This is a genomic window from Enterobacter sp. 148H3 (assembly GCF_034107425.1).
Taxonomy (GTDB): Bacteria; Pseudomonadota; Gammaproteobacteria; order Enterobacterales; family Enterobacteriaceae; genus Enterobacter; species Enterobacter vonholyi.
In genome coordinates this window covers 55230-74227 of the sequence record NZ_JAWNEI010000009.1, presented here as the reverse complement: position 1 = coordinate 74227, position 18998 = coordinate 55230, and the positions used below count along the sequence as shown (strand labels likewise).

Genomic DNA, 18998 nt, shown 5'->3' with positions numbered 1-18998 from the left:
TCGCGCCACCTGTACCTGGCGAAATAAAACGTAATTGGATGTTTATCGTGCGAAAAGGCAAACGGGCAGCGAACTGCCCGAGATGCATAGTTTACTGCGCCGCAAGTATACCCGCTTGTATCAACCATTGCGTACAGGGAATGAGGGTAATTTTGACGCAAAGCAATCCCACGATCGTGAGCACCAGCGTGTAGGGCAGCGCCATCCACACCATCCGGCCATAAGAAAGACGTATGAGCGGCGCGAGAGCGGAGGTCAGCAGGAACAGGAAGGCGGCCTGGCCGTTTGGCGTCGCCACCGACGGAAGGTTGGTGCCGGTATTGATCGCCACGGCCAGCAGCTCAAACTGTCCGGCGCTGATAACGCCTTGCTCCATAGCGGCTTTGGCCTCGTTGATGTAGACCGTCCCGACAAAGACGTTATCTGAGATTGACGAGAGCAGGCCGTTAAACAGGTAAAACAGCGACAGCTGAGCATCCGGTGATGCCTGTAATACAAAGGCAATAATCGGCGCGAACAGATGCTGGTCGATAATCACCGCCACGACCGCAAAGAACACCGCCAGCAGGGCGGTAAACGGCAGGGCTTCGGTAAACGCTTTACCGATGGCATGTTCGTCCGTCACGCCGGTAAAGGTGGTGGCGAGAATAATGACTGACAGGCCTATCAGCCCCACTTCGGCAAGATGAAGCGCCAGCGCGGCGATAAGCCAGACGCCGATGATCCCCTGAGCAATCAGGCGCAGCGTCTCCTGGCGGGTCCGCTGGCGTCGGCTTTGCAGATCGAATTTATGCAGTTCCTGACGTACCGGCTCCGGGAGCTGGGCCCCATAGCCAAAGAGGCGAAATTTTTCCACCAGCAGACAGGTCGCCAGGCCGCAGATAAGCACCGGTACGCTGACCGGGGCCATTCTCAGGAAGAAATCACCGAAGTGCCAGCCCGCCGCTTTGGCAATGATCAGGTTTTGCGGCTCGCCCACCATGGTCATCACGCCACCCAGCGCGGTACCGACCCCAGCGTGCATCATCAGGCTGCGCAGAAACGCGCGGAACTGTTCCAGCACGTCACGGTTATGCGCATCGACGTGGCTGTCATCCTGCAAATCTTCACCCGGACGAGAGGAGGCCACGCGGTGATAAATACCGTAAAACCCAACCGCGACGCTTATCACCACCGCGACGACCGTCAGCGCGTCCAGGAAGGCCGACAGGAAGGCGGCGGCAAGGCAAAACGCCAGCGAGAGGAACATTTTTGACGGAATGCTGAGCAGCAGGCGCGTGAAGATAAACAGCAGGAGCTGTTTCATGAAGTAGATGCCCGCCACCATAAACATCAGCAGCAGAAGCACTTCGAGATTTGACGCCAGCTCGGCTTTGACATGCTCGGCGCTGGTCATGCCGATGACGACGGCTTCAAAAGCCAGCAATCCGCCCGGCAGCAGGGGATAACATTTTAGCGCCATGGCCAGGGTGAAGATAAACTCCGCCACCAGCAGCCAGCCGGCGATAAAGGGATTCACACTAAAAATGATGGGATTAACGACCAGGAAAACCAGCAATATCAGCTTATACCAGTCAGGAGACTGACCTAAAAAATTGCGCCATAGCGCGCGCCCAAAAGAAATTTCCACAACAGACGTCCTTCCCGTCAAGTAAGACAAAACATCAGTATACGCAAAAAATGCGGCCTGGAGGCGGATAAGGCGGCATTGTAAATTTCACAAAAATGAAACGGCGATCCCTCTTTTCTCTCTTTGCCGCGCTACCTGCCACTGGCTGCCTCTGGTATGATGAGTCCAATTTGCTAAAGCTGTGTAATGGAAATCTCACTATGGTCATTAAGGCGCAGAGCCCGGCGGGTTTCGCGGAAGAGTACATCATTGAAAGCATCTGGAATAATCGTTTCCCTGCGGGGTCCATTCTTCCGGCTGAACGCGAACTCTCTGAACTGATTGGCGTCACTCGCACCACGCTGCGTGAAGTGCTTCAGCGGCTGGCGCGCGATGGCTGGTTGACGATCCAGCATGGTAAGCCTACGAAAGTAAACAACTTCTGGGAAACATCCGGGCTGAACATTCTTGAAACGCTGGCGCGTCTCGACCATGAAAGCGTGCCGCAGCTCATTGATAATCTGCTCTCCGTTCGCACCAACATCGCGACGATCTTTATTCGTACAGCTTTCCGTCAGCATCCGGAAGACGCCCTTGCGGTGCTGGCCAGCGCGAACGAGGTGGAAGATCATGCCGATGCCTTTGCCACCCTCGATTACAACGTGTTTCGCGGCCTGGCGTTTGCCTCCGGCAACCCGGTTTACGGCCTGATCCTCAACGGTATGAAAGGGCTTTACACCCGCATTGGCCGCCACTACTTTGCCAATCCGGAAGCGCGTAGCCTGGCGCTGGGCTTCTACCATAAGCTGAGCAAGCTCTGTACTGAAGGTCTGCACGATCAGGTTTATGAGACGGTGCGCCGCTACGGTCACGATTCCGGTGAAATCTGGCACCGTATGCAGAAAACGCTGCCGGGTGATTTAGCGATTCAGACCCGCTAAAAGAAAAACCTCTCGTATGAGAGGTTTTTTTTCGTCGGGTGGCGCTACAGCGTGTTCAACCGCGCCGGGCAGCGTTCCAGCAGCTCGACGCTGCCGTCTTCATTCTGCTGCTCCAGCTGCACGTCAAAGCCCCACAGGCGATGCACATGCTTCAGCACCTCTTTACGCCCTTTATCCAGCGGCGCCCGATTGTGCGGGATATAGCGCAACGTCAGGGAGCGGTCACCGCGCAAATCGACGTTCCATACCTGAATATTCGGTTCAAGGTTGCTCAGGTTGTACTGGGAGGAAAGGCGAGAGCGGATCTCACGGTATCCCTCTTCGTTATGGATTGCTGAAATCTCCAGATAGTTGTTGCGATCGTCGTCCAGCACGGTGAAGAAGCGGAAGTCACGCATGATCTTCGGCGACATAAACTGGCTGATGAAGCTCTCATCCTTAAAGTCGCGCATCGCAAAGTGCAGCGTTTCCAGCCAGTCTGACCCGGCGATATCCGGGAACCAGTACTTGTCTTCTTCCGTCGGCGACTGGCAGATACGCTTAATGTCCTGGAACATGGCAAAGCCAAGGGCATACGGGTTAATCCCGCTGTACCACGGGCTGTTATAGGGCGGCTGGAACACCACGTTAGTATGGCTGTGGAGGAACTCCATCATGAAGCGCTCGGTGACTTTCCCCTCGTCGTACAGATGGTTGAGGATAGTGTAGTGCCAGAAGGTCGCCCAGCCTTCGTTCATCACCTGCGTCTGCTTTTGCGGGTAAAAATACTGGCTCACCTTGCGCACGATACGCAGGATCTCACGCTGCCACGGCTCCAGCAGCGGGGCGTTCTTCTCCATAAAATAGAGCAGGTTTTCCTGCGGCTCGGACGGATAACGACGCGCTTCGGCGATCGTTTTTTCCTCCTCACGCTTCGGCAGGGTGCGCCACAGCATGTTCACCTGGCTTTGCAGATACTCTTCGCGGCTTTTCTGCCGGGCTTTCTCCTCCTGCAGGGAGATTTTCTGCGGACGTTTGTAGCGGTCCACGCCGTAGTTCATCAGCGCGTGGCAGGAGTCGAGCAGTTTTTCCACTTCGTCCACGCCGTAGCGCTCTTCGCAGTCGGTAATGTATTTACGGGCGAAGATCAGGTAATCGACGATGGAGCTGGCATCCGTCCAGCTGCGGAACAGATAGTTATTCTTGAAAAAGGAGTTGTGCCCGTAGCAGGCGTGCGCCATCACCAGCGCCTGCATGGTAATGGTGTTCTCTTCCATTAAATAGGCGATACACGGATTGGAGTTGATGACGATCTCATACGCCAGACCCTGCTGCCCATGCTTATACAGCCGCTCCGTTTCAATGAATTTCTTACCAAAAGACCAGTGCGGATAGTTAATCGGCATCCCGACGCTGGAGTAGGCGTCCATCATCTGTTCGGACGTAATGACTTCAATCTGATGGGGATAGGTATCCAGGCGGTACAGTTTTGCGACCCGGTCGATCTCGGCGAGGTAAACATCCAGCAGCTCGAAGGTCCAGTCGGGTCCATCGCTCAGACGTGTGTTGTCCTTGTTCAGGGAATCAATAGTAGCCATTAGCGCGCCCTCGTTGTGGGTGCTCTCTCTGTCTGGAGAGCCTCCTTTCAAGCATAGATCAACGTGTTAAAAAGCGTGCTGGGGCAGAAATTTTTTCTTTGCGATTTCGCGTTTTTGATACGGCAATAAAACGGTGTCCTTCAGCATTTTATGCTGGTTAAAAATAACGCGCAGCAGGAGATCCCAAATTAGCACTATCCCCTGATGCTGGGGGATGTGTGAGGTAAGTCACCATAAAAAAGTCGTATGTTGAATAATATTTTCAACTAGGTTATCAATCTGTAATTAGAAGATTGTTCTTTTGCACATAATGGAGTGGCTATGCGTGTTGTCATACTGGGAAGTGGTGTCGTTGGGGTAACCAGCGCCTGGTATTTAAGTCAGGCGGGACATGACGTCACCGTTATCGATCGTGAGTCCGGTCCTGCGCTTGAAACCAGCGCGGCGAACGCCGGGCAAATCTCTCCGGGGTATGCGGCACCGTGGGCAGCGCCGGGCGTTCCGCTGAAGGCTATTAAATGGATGTTCCAGCGCCACGCGCCGCTGGCCATCAGCCTTGACGGCACGCAGTTCCAGCTCAAGTGGATGTGGCAGATGCTGCGCAACTGTGACACCCGCCACTACATGGAGAACAAAGGGCGCATGGTGCGCCTGGCGGAATACAGCCGCGACTGCCTGAAAGCGCTGCGCGCGTCGACGGGGATTGAGTATGAAGGCCGCCAGGGCGGGACGCTGCAGCTGTTCCGCACCGAGCAGCAGTACGAAAATGCCACCCGCGATATCGCCGTGCTGGAAGATGCTGGTGTACCTTACCAGCTGCTGGAAGCCAGCCAGCTAGGCCAGGTTGAACCGGCGCTGGCGGAAGTTGCGCATAAGCTGACGGGCGGCCTGCGCCTGCCGAATGACGAAACCGGCGACTGCCAGCTCTTTACGCAGCGTCTGGCGCAAATGTGCGAACAGGCGGGGGTGAAATTCCGCTTTAACACCTCTGTCGACAAGCTGCTGTCGGAAGGGGAAAAAATTTACGGCGTGAAGTGCGGCGACGAGGTGATCAAAGCCGATGCCTACGTGATGGCGTTTGGTTCGTACTCCACCGCCATGCTGAAAGGTATTCTCGATATTCCGGTCTACCCGCTGAAGGGCTACTCGCTGACCATTCCGGTAAAAGAAGAGAGCGGCGCTCCGGTGTCGACCATTCTGGATGAAACCTACAAAATCGCCATTACCCGCTTCGATAACCGCATCCGCGTAGGCGGCATGGCGGAGATCGTCGGCTTCAACACCGAACTGCTGAAGCCGCGTCGTGAAACGCTGGAGATGGTCGTGGGCGATCTCTTCCCGCGAGGAGGTTTTGTTGAGCAGGCGACGTTCTGGACCGGCCTGCGTCCGATGACCCCGGACGGCACGCCGATCGTGGGCCGCACGCCGTTTAAAAACCTGTGGACCAATACCGGGCACGGCACGCTTGGCTGGACGATGGCCTGCGGATCGGGCCAGCTGCTGAGCGACCTGATTTCCGGGCGCACGCCGGCAATTCCGTTTGACGATTTAAGCGCCGCGCGCTATCAATCGGGGTTTACGCCGTCGCGTCCACAGCACCTGCACGGCGCGCATAGCTAAGGAGTTGTCATGTCCCGTCCTGTTCTGGCCCAGCTGAACCTGCAGGCCCTGAAGGATAATCTGCAAATTGTTCGCCGGGCGGCGCCTGGTTCGCGCGTCTGGTCTGTGGTGAAAGCGAATGCCTACGGCCACGGTATTGACCGTATCTGGAGCGCCCTGAGCGCCACCGACGGCTTTGCGCTCCTGAACCTGGAAGAGGCCATTCTGCTGCGCGAGCGCGGCTGGAAAGGGCCGATACTGCTTCTGGAGGGCTTCTTCCACGCGAACGATCTGCCGCTGCTGGATAAATATCGGCTGACCACCAGCGTTCACAGCAACTGGCAGATTAAGGCGATTCAGGATGCGAAACTCCACGCGCCGCTGGATATTTACCTCAAGGTGAACAGCGGCATGAACCGCCTGGGCTTCCAGCCTGAGCGCGTGCATACGGTCTGGCAGCAGCTGCGCGCCATGAAAAACGTGGGCGAAATGACGCTGATGGCCCATTTTGCCGACGCGGAAAAACCGGACGGCATTGCCGATGCCATGGTCCGCATTGAGCAGGCGGCAGAAGGGCTGGACTGCCCGCGCTCGCTGTCAAATTCGGCGGCCACGCTCTGGCATCCTGAGGCGCACTACAACTGGGTGCGTCCGGGGATCGTTCTTTACGGTGCGTCACCCTCGGGCCAGTGGCAGGACATTGCCAACAGCGGCCTGAAGCCGGTGATGACCCTGCGCAGCGAAATCATTGGCGTGCAAACCCTGAAGGCCGGCGACACGGTGGGCTACGGCAGCCGCTACCGGGCAAAGGGCGAACAGCGGATTGGCATCGTGGCGGGCGGATATGCCGACGGCTACCCGCGCATCGCGCCGACCGGCACGCCTGTCTGGGTCGATGGGGTCCGCACGGGAACGGTGGGCACCATATCAATGGATATGCTGGCCGTTGACCTGACGCCATGCCCGCAGGCGGGCATCGGTTCACCGGTCGAGCTGTGGGGTAACGAAATTAAGATTGATGACGTTGCTGCCGCTGCGGGCACGGTGGGGTATGAACTGATGTGTGCCCTGGCTCCGCGAGTGCCGGTTGTGACGGTGTAACGAATGGTTGTGTCGGGTGGCGCTAGCGCCACCCGGCAAAAAAAACCGCTACTCCGCTTCATCTTCCATCGGCCTGACGCCGACTTTCCTGACCGCGTTATCTTCTTTCTCAGCCACCGTCCAGATCATCCCGGCGAACTCCACCTGGTCGCCGACGACGGGGGCCGCCCCCAGCAGTTGCTGAATGATTTCCCCCAGCGTTTGCTGCTTGTCGCGGTACTCCAGCCCTTCATCCAGGCCGTAAATCAGCGCCACATCGGCAAACTTGGCGCTGGCTTCCAGAATAAAATCGCCGAAGAAACGCTGATCCAGCGCCACCGGAGGCGACTGGCTAAACAGTTTGCCCAGCGCGGGCAGGTCGCGCTCGCGGCCAATCACGCAGAGAATATCCCCTTCGCGCAGGCGGGTGCTGCCTGTAGGGTGCAGCAGGACATTATCGCGGAACAGGGCGGCAATGCGCGTTTCAGTCGGCATGTGCAAATCGCGCAGCGAGGCCCCCACGCACCATTTGTCAGCGCTCAGCTGATAGACAAACTGTTCCCAAGGATTCTCTGGGTGAATATCGAGCCCCACGCGAGAGACCGGCCAGCCCACGGGAGGCACCACAACTTTGGCTTTCTTCGCCGCCCACCCGAGGGACGTTCCCTGGAACAGCAGCGAAATCAGCACCACGAAGAACGCCACGTTAAAGAACAGCCGGGCGTTATCCAGACCGGCCATCATCGGAAAGACCGCAAGAATAATCGGTACCGCGCCGCGCAGGCCCACCCAGCTGATAAAGACCCGCTCGCGCAGGTTGAAGCCGCGAAACGGCAGCAGGCCTGCAAATACCGACAGCGGTCGGGCGAAGAAGATCATCCACGCGGACAGCAGCAGCGCCGGAACGGCGATCGGCAGCAGGTCCGAAGGCGTAACCAGCAGGCCCAGCACCAGGAACATGCCAATTTGTGCCAGCCAGGCCAGGCCGTCGAAGTTCTGCAAAATGGCATGACGGTTACGGATCGGTCGGTTGCCCATCAGGAAACCGCAGAGATAGACGGCGAGAATGCCGCTGCCGTCCAGCGCGGTGGTAACGGCAAAAATAAGAATGCCGCCGCTCAGCGCCAGCAGGGGGTAAAGCCCCGCGGGCAGGGAGATGCGGTTGATCATCTGCTGTAAGAGGTATCCCCCCGCCAGGCCAATAACAATCCCCAGCCCGAACTGCTGCAGGATATGCCAGACGAACATCCAGCTCAGGCCCGTCTCGTGCTGCTGGATCATCTCAATCAGCGTGATGGTGAGAAACACCGCCATCGGATCGTTACTGCCGGATTCAATCTCAAGCGTGGAGCCGACGCGTTCGTTAAGCCCTTTTCCGCCGAGCAGGGAAAACACCGCTGCCGCATCGGTTGAGCCAACAATCGCCCCAATCAGCAAACCTTCCATGATGTTGAGATGGAAAAGCCACGCGGCCATCATTCCGGTGAGGCCTGAGGTAATCAACACGCCAACCGTCGCGAGCGACAGCGCGGGCCCTAAGGCCACGCGGAAGGAGCTTGCCTGGGTGCGCATCCCGCCGTCCAGCAGGATCACCGCCAGCGCGAGGTTACTCACCATGTAGGCGAAAGGGTAGTTATCGAATGGGATACCACCAATACCATCAATGCCGGCCAGCATGCCGATGGCGAGGAAAATGACAAGAATAGGTATGCCGAGACGCGATGAAAATGAACTTAATAAAATACTGCTGGTTACAAGGACCGAACCCAGAATGAAAAGGCTGATTATCGCTGCGGCATCCAATGTTCTCTTACTCCCACCTCAATGTTAACGCTGTTACTAAAACCCTAACATATTAACGACGGCAACAGCGTTTTATTAAGGGGGGATAACGGCTTTTTTATGCCTTTATGACAGGATGGCCGCTGATGGTCAGCCGACTGCCTGAATCATTGTGGATCAGGGAGGCGTGCGCCCCCAGCGCCAGGGTCACGGTTTGCTGCTCATGACCAAAATCCAGACCGGTGATGACCGGAACATCCAGCCGCGAGCGAATGAACTCAACCATGGTTTCCAGGGAGTAACCCGCGTCATAGTCATTCGGGGCAGAGCCGCTGAAGCTGCCCAGCACAATTGCGGACTGGCGCTCAAGAATACCGGCATGATAGAGCTGCAACAGCATGCGCTCGACGCGGAACGGATGTTCGTTGATATCTTCCAGCACCAGAATGCCGTCCTCGATTTGCGGCATCCACGGCGTGCCGATAAGCGAGACCAGCATCGCCAGGTTACCGCCCCAGAGCTGACCTTCACATTCCCAGTGCGGTCCATTGCCTTGCCACTCCACGCTGTAGGTGGAATTGCCCAGCGCGCGCCAGAAGTGTTCCACGGTAAACGCATCCAGCTCCGGTGCGCCGAAGTTACCGGCCAGCATTGGGCCGCTGAAGGTGATAATGTCATGCAGCGCCAGCAGCCCAAGCTGGATGACGGTGAAATCGCTGTGGCCGCAGATCAGCAGCGGATCCTGCTGCTGACGCTGTGCCAGCCCCTGCCAGTCAATGCTCTCCAGTAACCGGCTCGCACCATATCCGCCGCGCACCGCCAGCACAATCCGGTTTTCGCCCGTCAGGCTCACCAGACTATTGATATCATTCAGCCGCTGCGCTTCGGTACCGGCAAAACGCTGCTGGCGGCGGGGGATAATTGTCTGATTTTCTACCTGGTGGCCCGACTCCAGTAAACGCTGAACGCCCCGCTGCGCCGCTTCCTGGTTAATGCAGTAGCCCGACGGCGCGATGAGATGAAACTGAGACATGGCAAATCCTTGCTGAATGAGAAACTAATTGTCTATATCATGCCGCTTATTCGCCGCCTGCTTCAAGAGCGGCGCACCGCAATGACCGGCTATAAGGATAGATGACGTGAAATTGAGATGGTTTGCTTTTTTGATTGTGTTGCTCGCTGGCTGTAGTTCAAAACATGATTATCAAAACCCGCCCTGGAACCCGGAAGTGCCGGTGAAGCGGGCCATGCAGTGGATGCCGATCAGTGAGCAAGCCGGGAAGGCCTGGGGCGTCAGTCCGCGTCTCATCACGGCGATCATCGCGGTGGAGTCAGGCGGTAATCCCACCCTCGTCAGCAAATCCAACGCGGTGGGCCTGATGCAGCTTAAAGCGTCAACGGCGGGGAAAGAAGTTTATCGCTATATGGGCTGGAGCGGCCAGCCGTCGACCAGCGAGCTGAAAAACCCGGAACGCAACATTTCAATGGGCACGGCCTATCTGAGCATCATGGAGCATGGCGTGCTGAAGGGCATTAAGGATCCGGAGGTGATGCAGTACGCGCTGGTGGTGTCTTACGTTAACGGTGCCGGCGCGTTGCTCAGAACCTTCTCTTCTGACCGCAAAGAGGCGATTGAAGAGATTAACGGCATGGACAAAGACGAATTCTTTGAACACGTGGCGAAAAATCATCCGGCACCACAGGCGCCTCGTTATATCTGGAAAGTACAGAAAGCGATGGATGCCATGTAATGCCGCAGACGGGCGGCGGTCACGCTGCCCGATTTCTTCACAGGACTTTATTTGCGCGTTCCCGCGCCTCCCGCTCCAGGGAATAGATAATACGCTGAAGCTCACGCTCTGCGCCGGGCCCGACGTTCAGGAAACGGAAGCTCAGACGCGGCGTGGTGATGGTTTCGTTTTTGCTGTCCACGACGGTGCGGTCGCTGATGGCAATCAGCTGCGCATCGAAATAGAAGCGACCCCAGCCACCCATATCCAGTTCAATTTGCGTAAACCGCATGCCCTCTACCAGCCCGTCGGGTTTCGGCGTATCCATCAGTGCGCCCATGCCGCCAAGCGACAGATCGAAGAGGCGAAAGCGGATCTCTTTTTTGTCCGGCATTTTGGCCTTACAAAAATAGGCGGGATGGAGCGGAGCGCTGATGCGGAAATATTCACGACGCTGAACAAACCAGAGATTGGTCGGAAGGGGGGTCACAAAAGCCGGAAGTCCCTGGTATTCGCTTAGTTCCAGTCGCGACAGGACAAACTCCACTTTGGCCCCCTGCGTTTCGGCCATCACCGCGATGTTCTCCGCTTTCAGCGCCGCGCGGTTTTCGTACTCCTGACTGCCTAAATCAATCACCAGCCGATCCTGCGAGGCGTCAAGGATCTTGCTGATGAACTGATTATTCGACCAGCTGATGCGCAGCGGCACTTCACCTTTTTGCAGGTCGCGTAATACCCCTAATACAGCCAGCGGATTTTGCTTGAGGAACTGCTCACTGTAATGACTCACGCCGGATGGCTCCTTGATTGATGACAGACTGTCTTAGCGTTATCGGCAATCTGCAATGAAACTTAATACAAACCGGTGAGTTTTTTTTGCCTGTTTAACCAAAGATAAGTCGGTGAGATGAAAATGGTTTTCCGGCGATGACCTATACTTAAGTTAGCTGTGCAGAAGGTTTTCTGCGCATGCGTTAAACCTGCAAGAGGGCATCGCTATGGGTATCATCGCCTGGATTATCTTTGGTCTTATTGCTGGCGCTATCGCTAAACTGATCATGCCGGGAAACGATGGCGGCGGTTTTATTTTGACCTGTGTACTCGGGGTCGTTGGTGCGGTTGTGGGCGGCTGGCTGGCGACGATGTTTGGTTTTGGAGGCAACATAAGTGGTTTCGACCTGCACAGTTTTCTGGTCGCTGTCGTGGGTGCCATTGTGGTGCTGGGCATATTCAGGTTACTGCGACGAGCATAAATTGACATAAATGGCTCTCTGCGGAGGGCCGTTTTTTTGCCTGCGTATTGATTTGTTAATCTAAATGATAATAATTGTCGTTCCGTATTGCATCTGACAACAAGACGACATTATGAATACCTCACGTTTTACGCTATGCGCCCTGGCAGGCGCCGTCACGCTCGCACTGCATGTTCCGGCATTCGCCGAAGAATCCACTATCGTCGTCACCGGCTCAGAGCAGGGCAGCGCGCTGCCGGCCTGGACGAATAGCGCCACGAAATCGGCCGTTGCCGAAAGTAAAACGCCGCAGGTCATCACGACCGTCTCTGCGCCGGAAATTGAAAAGCGTCATGCGAATTCCGTGAATGAAATCCTGCGCTATGCTCCGGGCGTCTCAACCGAGGTGCGGGGGAATACGTCGTACATGAGCGAATACAAAATTCGTGGCTTTACCGTCGACCAGGAGTTCTACAACGGGCTGCAGCTGCCCTATAACGTTACCGGCAATACCAAAGCGCGAATCGATCCGCTGTTGATTGACAGCGTTGATATCCTTAAAGGCCCCTCATCGGTACTTTACGGCGGCGGTTCGCCGGGCGGGCTGGTGAATATTCAAAGCAAAAAACCGCAGCGTGAAGCCCGAACCGAAATCGGCGTTAACACCGGAAACCGTAATCTGAAAGAGGGCTATCTCGATTCAACCGGGCAGATTGCCGACAGCAACTGGAACTACCGTCTGCTGGGCAAAGCCACGGAAAACGACGATCAGCCGTACACCACCCGGTATGAAAACTACCTGGTTGCCCCGTCCGTTACCTGGCAACCCGACAGCAAAACCCGCCTAACCCTGGACGCGCTGGCGCAAAACACACCGAGCCTCACGCCGTCTAACCCGCTGCCGCTCGCCTACCTGCGCTCGAAATACGCGGGCAAGCGCGACTACGCCGGTGATGAGTGGAGTGGTTTTAAGCAGCGTCAGTGGATGCTGGGCTACAGCTTTGAACATGAATTTGACAGCGGCTGGGGCTTTAATCAGAAGGCGCGCTATTTTGATGTCGATACCCATCAGCGCAGCGTCTATGCAACGGGGACGGGAAGCGAGGCCTATCAGCTCAACCGCTTTGCCTACACCACGGATGAAGATCTGCAGAGCTTCAACATTGACAACCAGGTGACCAAAACCGTTGAGCTGGGTGAGTGGAAACACCACCTGCTGGCCGGGTTTGACTACCAGAAGCTGAACTCCCACTTCCACTACCGCTACGCGTCGGCCACGCCGGGTATCGATATGCGGCATCCTGACTATTCGCAAATCCAGGAAAGCGCGCTGGGGCTCTACACTGCTCAGAAAAACCGCCTCAGCTATCAGCAGAACGGCTATTACCTGCAGGATCAGGTGGAGTTTGGCGGCTTAAATCTACTGGGTAGCCTGCGCTACGACGATTACCGCTCCGTCACCACCAACTACCTGCAAAACGGTGATAAAGCCTGGGTATCGCAGGATCGCGTCACCAAGCGCCTGGGCGCGCTTTACGCCTTCGATAGCGGAATTTCGCCGTTTATCAGCTATTCCGAAGGTTTTGCGCCGGTGTCGCCGCAGGGCACGCTCGTGGCGAAAGACGTTAAGCCGACCACCAGCAAGCAGGTGGAAGGCGGGGTAAAATATCTGCTGGCCGACTACGCTACCACCTTTACCGCCTCGGTGTTTAACATCCGTCAGAAAAATGTCGTCACCTCCGATCCGGGCTTCCTGAACTATCGTCAGACCGGGGAAGTGGAATCTAAAGGGGCAGAGCTCTCCGCCATTAGCCGTCCGACGGACAACCTGACGCTGATTGCCAACTATGCGTACACCCACGCGATCAACAGGGAAGATGACAAGTACAAAGGTAAACGTCCGACGCAGGTGCCGGAGAATGCCTTTAACCTCTGGGGGGATTACACCTTTGAGAACACCGCGCTGAAAGGGCTGATGCTGGGCGCAGGCGCCCGCTACACCGGTCCGATGGAAATCTCTCCGGCAAACGACGCGGGTAAGCTGGGCGGCTCCACCCAGTACGATCTGGCGGCTTCATATCGGATGGGCGAGATCCTGCCTTCGCTGGCAGGGCTGACGCTTAAGGCCAGCGCGCAGAACATCACCAACAAAGAGACGCTGACCTGCTACGATGCGACCAACTGCTGGATTGGGCGTGACAGGACGTATCAGCTAGGGGCGAGTTACAGCTTCTAGGTAACTCCCTGTGAGTTCAAAATGTAGGCCGGGTAAGGCGTAGCCGCACCCGGCATTACTCCCTTACTGCGCCGTCGCTTTTACCGGCGCAGCCTCATCATTCGCCGCAGGCCGATTCTCCGGCACGCTGTCGCAAGGTTTCTCTTTTGGGCAGACCCGATCCAGCATTTTCAGCGTCACGCCGTTGCTCCAGCCGAAGCCGTCCTGCAGCGGATACTCGCCGCCGCCGCCGCCCGTACCGGTGGTCGACACGTCATACTTTTCAACCAGTTTCTTTTCCCGGTCGTAAGTATGCTGAACGTTCTTCAGGAAGCGCCAGGTCACGTCCATCGAGACCTTCTCTTGCCCGTAATTCTGCAGCCCTTCCGCAGCCACCCATTGCAGGGGAGCCCAGCCGTTTGGCGCATCCCACTGCTGGCCGCTGTTTACGGTGGTGGTCGCTATCCCGCCCGGTTTCAACAGGCGCGACGAGGTTGCCGCGGCGACTTTATCGGCACGATCCTGCGCCGCCGCCTTCACGTAAAGCGGGAACAGGGCTGCGGCGGTGAGCTGATTGCGTACCTTCTTGCTCTTCAGATCGTAATCCGCGTACCAGCCCTCTTTATCATTCCACAGGTGGCTCTCGATGGCTTTCTGACGCGCCGTGGCCAGCGCTTCGTATTTACTTGCGCTCGCGGCGTCACCGCTCTCCTGGCTTGCCCGCGCCAGCAGTTTTTCCATCTTAAACATCAGGGCGTTCAGATCCACGGGAACAATGCTGGTGGTCCGGATGGTGCCGAGCTTTTGCGGGTCGTCCATCCAGCGGGAGCTAAAGTCCCAGCCCGAGGCCGCGGCGGAACGTAAATCACGATAGATCTCGGTCGCGGGTCGGTTAGGGTTACTTTTGGCAGTATTCACATCGTCAAGCCAGGACTCCGGACGCGGGGTATCGCGGTCATCCCAGTAGCGGTTGAGGATAGCGCCGTCGTTCAGCTTCACCACGCGCTTGTTGGCCTGGCCCGGCTGAAGGGCATTAACGCCATCCATCCAGTAGGCATACTCTTTTTCCATCTGCGGACGATACTTCTTCAACGCATCGCTGTCGTGGGTCGCCAGCAGTTCAACCATCATTGAGAAAAACGGCGGCTGGGAGCGGCTCAGGTAATAGCTGCGGTTGCCGTTGGGAATGTGGCCGAAGGTGTCTATCTCATATGCAAAGTTATCCACCATGTCGCTGATTTTGTCCCAGTGATCGCTTTCTGCCAGGCCCAGCATGGTGAAATAGCTGTCCCAGTAGTAGACCTCGCGGAAACGTCCGCCGGGCACAACGTAAGGTTTCGGTAACGGCAGAAGGGAATCCCATTTGTTGCTGGCTTTATCGGTGGTGCGCGTCAGCACGGGCCAGAGATCGTCAATGTGCTCACGTAAACTTTGTCCAGCAGGCGGAACATATTTTTCCCCTTCCGCAGGGAGCGTAAAGTTCATCTCGACAAAGTGGCGTAAGTCAAAGCTGGACTGCGTGTGCTGCATCCGGTAGTCCGCCAGAATCATCAGCGGGTCGCTTTTGGGGACGGCATCAGCAAAGGTTTTCTGATCGGGAAACAGTTTGGCGCTCTGCACATCGTTAAACAGAGGGCCCAGCAAAATATCGGGTGAGGTTGTCTGGGCTGCGGGGCTATCGTCGGCATATCCCAGTGTCGTTACGCCGAGCAGCGCGCCGCCTAGCGCAAGGGGCAAAAACGCGGGGCGTAGTGTACGAGGTCTTATCATCAGTTCGTCTCCTGTCTTCACTAAACAGCGTGACCGCTGTTGTCAATCACCTGAAAACCTTAGACGAATATTGCCCGCTTCGCGTTAAATATTGCCGGTATTTCAGACCTCTTCCGCGGTCTGGCTGGCTTCCCGCAGCGTGCCCGGCGCATGTCCAATAATGCGCTTGAATGCCCGGCTGAAGGCCGCCAGAGAGCCGTATCCCAGCCGCAGCGCGACGGTTTCAATGGGTTGATTTTCATGCCGAATGTACTGAATCGCCAGCCGCATTCTCAGCTCGCTGAGATATTTTGCCGGAGTGGTTCCCGTCGCGGCCAGAAACCGTTCGGCGAACACGGAGCGGGACGTGCCCGCTTCTTTTGCCAGATCCGCGACGCTCCAGTTCAGCCCTGGCTGCTGGTGCATGGCGTAAATGGCACGGCTCAGGCGCGGGTCGCGCAGAACCTGCACCCAGCCGGTGGCTTTACCGCAGCCGCCTTCAACCCAGCCGCGCACGATTAATGCCGCCACCACGTCGGCAAGGCGCGCAAGGATCCCGGCATACCCGGCCTGACGCGCCGCGGATTCCCGCTCCATCGCCGCCAGCAGCGGATGAATTTCCGGCCAGGTGGACATCAGCCGGCTGACCATCATCACTTCCGGCATCGCTTTGATCAGCGGCTGCATCCCGCCCAGCTCAAAATCCATGCACCCGCTAAAGATGAGGGTATTCTCGCTTTCCGGGCAGGGCTCGCAGGTGATAGCACACACCGAGCTGCAGATAGGCTCGCTCGGGAAGGCGTTGATGGGCGTAATGGTGGCCTGCTCGTCAGAGAGCAGGGCATGGGAATTCCCGCCGGGAATAAAGAGGGCGTCGCCACCGCTCAGTTCGAACGTTGCACCGCTCTCCATGCGCAGCAGGGCGCTACCGTGGCTCACAAAATGAAACTGTGCCCGGCCGGGCGCCTGATGAAACGCGACGCCAAACGGCGCGCTGGCCTGGATCCGCCGGTATTTCACGCCTGACAGACGCATGCCGCGTAAAAGTTCGCTGATCAGATCGGGTGACTGTACGGTCATGGCACAACTCCGGACGAATAATCAATAAGTGGAGATTATATGTCATAGATCGTCCAGGGTGAACCTTCTATTCTTTTGCGACAGTAGTCACATTTTTATAACGGGAGATCAACAGATGAGTTCATGTGTCGCGGCGAGCGAGGCGGTAGCGCCTGCAAAACCCGCCTGGCGGGCCGTCTATTCACTGGGGCTGGGGGTATTTGGTTTGATTACGGCAGAATTTCTGCCGGCGAGTTTGTTAACGCCCATGGCCGCGAGCCTGGGCGTGACCGAGGGAATGGCCGGACAGGCCGTCACTGCCACCGCGCTGGTGGCGCTGGTCACCGGGTTGCTGATTACGCCTGCCACCAAAAGTATTGACCGCCGCTGGGTGCTGATGTTTTTCTCGGTGCTGCAAATTATCTCCAGCCTGCTGGTGGCCTTTGCGCCCAACCTGCACGTCCTGCTGATGGGGCGTCTGCTGCTGGGGGTAGCCATTGGGGGATTCTGGGCGATGTCGACGGCGACTACGATGCGTCTGGTTCCGGCAGATGAAGTGCCGAAAGCGCTGGCGGTGATCTTCTCCAGCGTATCAATTGCCACGGTGGTCGCGGCGCCGCTCGGCAGCTATCTGGGCAGCCTGATCGGCTGGCGCAACGTCTTTATACTCTGCATTCTGCCGAGCATGCTGGCGCTGCTGTGGCAGCTCTGGGTGCTGCCGTCCATGAAGCCGGAGAGCAGCGGCAGCCTGAGTACGCTGTTCCGCGTGCTGCGTCGTCCGGGAATGATCGGCGGCATGCTGGCGACCATTCTGATCTTCAGCGGCCATTTCGCCTTCTTTACCTACCTGCGTCCGTTCCTGGAGACGGTGGGGCAGGCGAGCGTGGAGACCATTTCGCTGATCCTGCTGGGCTTTGGTATCGCCAACTTTGTGGGCACTTCTGTTGCAGGGCATCTGCTGGCACGCAATCTGCGTCTGACGCTGGCGCTGGTGCCGTTTGCGATGGGCGTTCTCGCGCTCATGATGGTCGCCTTTGGTCATCTGGCGATGTTGGACGGGCTGCTTGTCGCGCTATGGGGCTTTGCATTTGGTCTGGTTCCGGTGGGCTGGTCAACCTGGCTTGCCACTACCGTTCCGGATGAAGCCGAAAGTGCAGGAGGGCTGCTGGTGGCCTCAATTCAACTGGCAATCAGTGCCGGTGCGGCCGGGGGCGGGGCGGTCTTTGACCTCAACGGTGCCAGCGGCGTGTTCGCGGGAAGCGGTTTCCTGTTAGTAACGGCGATGGTGATTGTGTTTATGGGCGTGAAAGTGAAAGCGGATTGAATTATTTGCCGGGTGGGCGCATGCGCCACCCGGCATCAGGCTTACAGCCCTTTCTTATCCATCAGCACCGCCAGATCCACCAGGCGGTTAGAGAAGCCCCACTCGTTGTCATACCACGCCAGGATCTTCACCATGTTCCCGCCAATCACCAGCGTTGAAAGCCCGTCGATAATTGAGGAGCGTGGGTCGCCCTGGTAGTCGCTGGAGACTAGCGGTTCATCGCTATAGCCCAGAATGCCTTTAAGAGGCCCGCTGGCGGCCGCGATACGGAACGCGTCATTCACCTCTTCGGCGGTTACGTTACGGCTCAGCGTTACCGTTAAATCCACAATCGACACCACCGGCACCGGCACGCGCAGGGAGTACCCGGTCAGTTTGCCGTCAAGGGAAGGGATCACTTTCCCCAGCGCTTTCGCCGCACCGCTTGAATAAGGCACAATCGACAGCGCCGCCGCGCGAGCGCCGCGCAGATCTTTTTCCGGCTGATCGTGCAGCGCCTGGCTGTTGGTGTAGGCGTGCGTCGTGTTCATCAGGCCATGCTCAATTCCGAACTGCTGATGCAGCACCTGAGCGGCCGGTGCCAGACCGTTCGTGGTGCAACTCCCGTTGCTTACCACCGCGTGTTTGGCGGGATCGTACTGCTCATGGTTGACGCCCATCACGATCGTCAGATCATCGTTTTTCGCGGGAGCGGAAATGATGACGCGCTTAGCGCCGCCGTGGGTGATATGCACCGCCGCTTTCTCTCGCTCGGTAAAGAAGCCGGTGGCCTCAATCACCACGTCTACCCCAGCATCACGCCACGGGATATTCGCCGGATCGCGTTCGCTAAATACCACGATCCGCTGGCCGTCTACCTGCAGCGCGCCGTCAGCCGCTTCAACGGGCGCGGGCAGCTTGCCCAGAAGGGAATCATGTTTCAGCAGGTGGGCGAGGGTTTTGCTGTCCGTCAGATCGTTAATGGCCACAATCTGCAGATCCGGGTTGCCCAGCGCCGCGCGCAGGAAATTACGTCCGATACGGCCGAAACCGTTAATACCGACCTTAACCATGGTGCACTCCTTATCTCTGTTGTCTGGAGTCACTGTAGGCGTCGGGCAG

At 57.3% G+C, this 18998-nt stretch carries 15 protein-coding genes; 7 read left to right on the top strand and 8 right to left on the bottom strand.

What is annotated here, in order from left to right:
- Window positions 1-91: 91 nt before the first annotated feature.
- A complete protein-coding gene (nhaB, locus tag USH94_RS14395) occupies window positions 92-1630 on the bottom strand; it encodes a Na(+)/H(+) antiporter NhaB (RefSeq protein WP_111964783.1) in 1539 nt (512 codons plus the stop codon).
- 200 nt (window positions 1631-1830) lie between these two features.
- Between nhaB and fadR the strand changes: the two genes are divergently transcribed.
- Entirely contained in the window at window positions 1831-2550 is a 720-nt protein-coding gene (gene fadR / locus USH94_RS14390) for a fatty acid metabolism transcriptional regulator FadR (RefSeq protein WP_023336056.1), read from the top strand.
- Window positions 2551-2594: 44 nt separating this feature from the next.
- Here fadR and USH94_RS14385 read toward each other — a convergent pair whose 3' ends face one another.
- Window positions 2595-4127 carry a SpoVR family protein gene (locus USH94_RS14385; RefSeq protein ID WP_023293929.1) on the bottom strand — a complete coding sequence of 511 codons (1533 nt, stop codon included), beginning with the start codon at window positions 4125-4127 and terminating at the stop codon, window positions 2595-2597.
- Window positions 4128-4448: 321 nt separating this feature from the next.
- Here USH94_RS14385 and USH94_RS14380 point away from each other — a divergent pair, with 321 nt between their 5' ends.
- Together USH94_RS14380 and dadX are read left to right on the top strand one after the other, a co-directional pair.
- The gene (locus USH94_RS14380; RefSeq protein WP_023312179.1) at window positions 4449-5747 is read left to right on the top strand and encodes a D-amino acid dehydrogenase; all 1299 of its coding nucleotides are present in this window, start codon (window positions 4449-4451) and stop codon (window positions 5745-5747) included.
- Between the two features lie 9 nt (window positions 5748-5756).
- Window positions 5757-6827, top strand: a complete 1071-nt coding sequence (dadX, locus tag USH94_RS14375; protein ID WP_111964782.1) for a catabolic alanine racemase DadX — start codon at window positions 5757-5759, stop codon at window positions 6825-6827.
- A 48-nt stretch (window positions 6828-6875) separates the two neighbouring features.
- On the opposite strand, the gene USH94_RS14370 is transcribed toward dadX, so the two are convergent.
- Together USH94_RS14370 and ldcA are read right to left on the bottom strand one after the other, a co-directional pair.
- Complete coding sequence (locus USH94_RS14370; RefSeq protein ID WP_111964781.1) at window positions 6876-8609, bottom strand: potassium/proton antiporter; 1734 nt, start codon at window positions 8607-8609, stop codon at window positions 6876-6878.
- A 97-nt stretch (window positions 8610-8706) separates the two neighbouring features.
- Window positions 8707-9621 carry a muramoyltetrapeptide carboxypeptidase gene (ldcA, locus tag USH94_RS14365; RefSeq protein ID WP_111964780.1) on the bottom strand — a complete coding sequence of 305 codons (915 nt, stop codon included), beginning with the start codon at window positions 9619-9621 and terminating at the stop codon, window positions 8707-8709.
- A 106-nt stretch (window positions 9622-9727) separates the two neighbouring features.
- Between ldcA and emtA the strand changes: the two genes are divergently transcribed.
- On the top strand, window positions 9728-10339 hold the full coding sequence (emtA, locus tag USH94_RS14360) for a membrane-bound lytic murein transglycosylase EmtA (protein ID WP_024909815.1): 612 nt from the start codon (window positions 9728-9730) through the stop codon (window positions 10337-10339).
- 37 nt (window positions 10340-10376) lie between these two features.
- Here the strand turns inward: emtA and ycgR are convergent, their stop codons facing one another.
- Complete coding sequence (gene ycgR / locus USH94_RS14355; RefSeq protein ID WP_023312174.1) at window positions 10377-11108, bottom strand: flagellar brake protein YcgR; 732 nt, start codon at window positions 11106-11108, stop codon at window positions 10377-10379.
- Window positions 11109-11316: 208 nt separating this feature from the next.
- On the opposite strand from ycgR, the gene USH94_RS14350 reads away from it, so the two are divergent.
- Together USH94_RS14350 and USH94_RS14345 are read left to right on the top strand one after the other, a co-directional pair.
- Complete coding sequence (locus USH94_RS14350; protein ID WP_008502662.1) at window positions 11317-11571, top strand: GlsB/YeaQ/YmgE family stress response membrane protein; 255 nt, start codon at window positions 11317-11319, stop codon at window positions 11569-11571.
- A 112-nt stretch (window positions 11572-11683) separates the two neighbouring features.
- A complete protein-coding gene (locus USH94_RS14345) occupies window positions 11684-13786 on the top strand; it encodes a TonB-dependent siderophore receptor (RefSeq protein ID WP_111964779.1) in 2103 nt (700 codons plus the stop codon).
- A gap of 63 nt (window positions 13787-13849) precedes the next feature.
- Here the strand turns inward: USH94_RS14345 and USH94_RS14340 are convergent, their stop codons facing one another.
- Window positions 13850-15535 carry an alpha,alpha-trehalase gene (locus USH94_RS14340; RefSeq protein WP_111964778.1) on the bottom strand — a complete coding sequence of 562 codons (1686 nt, stop codon included), beginning with the start codon at window positions 15533-15535 and terminating at the stop codon, window positions 13850-13852.
- A gap of 102 nt (window positions 15536-15637) precedes the next feature.
- Window positions 15638-16594: an AraC family transcriptional regulator gene (locus USH94_RS14335; RefSeq protein WP_111964777.1), complete on the bottom strand. Its 957-nt coding sequence runs from the start codon at window positions 16592-16594 to the stop codon at window positions 15638-15640.
- A gap of 115 nt (window positions 16595-16709) precedes the next feature.
- Here USH94_RS14335 and USH94_RS14330 point away from each other — a divergent pair, with 115 nt between their 5' ends.
- Window positions 16710-17897, top strand: coding sequence for an MFS transporter (locus USH94_RS14330; protein WP_111964776.1), 1188 nt, complete (start codon window positions 16710-16712; stop codon window positions 17895-17897).
- A 41-nt stretch (window positions 17898-17938) separates the two neighbouring features.
- On the opposite strand, the gene gap is transcribed toward USH94_RS14330, so the two are convergent.
- Window positions 17939-18949 carry a type I glyceraldehyde-3-phosphate dehydrogenase gene (gene gap, locus USH94_RS14325; RefSeq protein ID WP_111964775.1) on the bottom strand — a complete coding sequence of 337 codons (1011 nt, stop codon included), beginning with the start codon at window positions 18947-18949 and terminating at the stop codon, window positions 17939-17941.
- Window positions 18950-18998: the final 49 nt, after the last annotated feature.

What these genes read in the sequence shown, in the direction of transcription:
- USH94_RS14340 (WP_111964778.1), bottom strand. Translation starts at nt 15,535, where the DNA reads ATGATAAGACCTCGTACACTACGCCCCGCGTTTTTGCCCCTTGCGCTA.
- ldcA (WP_111964780.1), bottom strand. Translation starts at nt 9,621, where the DNA reads ATGTCTCAGTTTCATCTCATCGCGCCGTCGGGCTACTGCATTAACCAG.
- fadR (WP_023336056.1), top strand. Translation starts at nt 1,831, where the DNA reads ATGGTCATTAAGGCGCAGAGCCCGGCGGGTTTCGCGGAAGAGTACATC.
- USH94_RS14350 (WP_008502662.1), top strand. Translation starts at nt 11,317, where the DNA reads ATGGGTATCATCGCCTGGATTATCTTTGGTCTTATTGCTGGCGCTATC.
- gap (WP_111964775.1), bottom strand. Translation starts at nt 18,949, where the DNA reads ATGGTTAAGGTCGGTATTAACGGTTTCGGCCGTATCGGACGTAATTTC.
- USH94_RS14330 (WP_111964776.1), top strand. Translation starts at nt 16,710, where the DNA reads ATGAGTTCATGTGTCGCGGCGAGCGAGGCGGTAGCGCCTGCAAAACCC.
- USH94_RS14345 (WP_111964779.1), top strand. Translation starts at nt 11,684, where the DNA reads ATGAATACCTCACGTTTTACGCTATGCGCCCTGGCAGGCGCCGTCACG.
- USH94_RS14380 (WP_023312179.1), top strand. Translation starts at nt 4,449, where the DNA reads ATGCGTGTTGTCATACTGGGAAGTGGTGTCGTTGGGGTAACCAGCGCC.
- USH94_RS14335 (WP_111964777.1), bottom strand. Translation starts at nt 16,594, where the DNA reads ATGACCGTACAGTCACCCGATCTGATCAGCGAACTTTTACGCGGCATG.
- USH94_RS14385 (WP_023293929.1), bottom strand. Translation starts at nt 4,127, where the DNA reads ATGGCTACTATTGATTCCCTGAACAAGGACAACACACGTCTGAGCGAT.
- dadX (WP_111964782.1), top strand. Translation starts at nt 5,757, where the DNA reads ATGTCCCGTCCTGTTCTGGCCCAGCTGAACCTGCAGGCCCTGAAGGAT.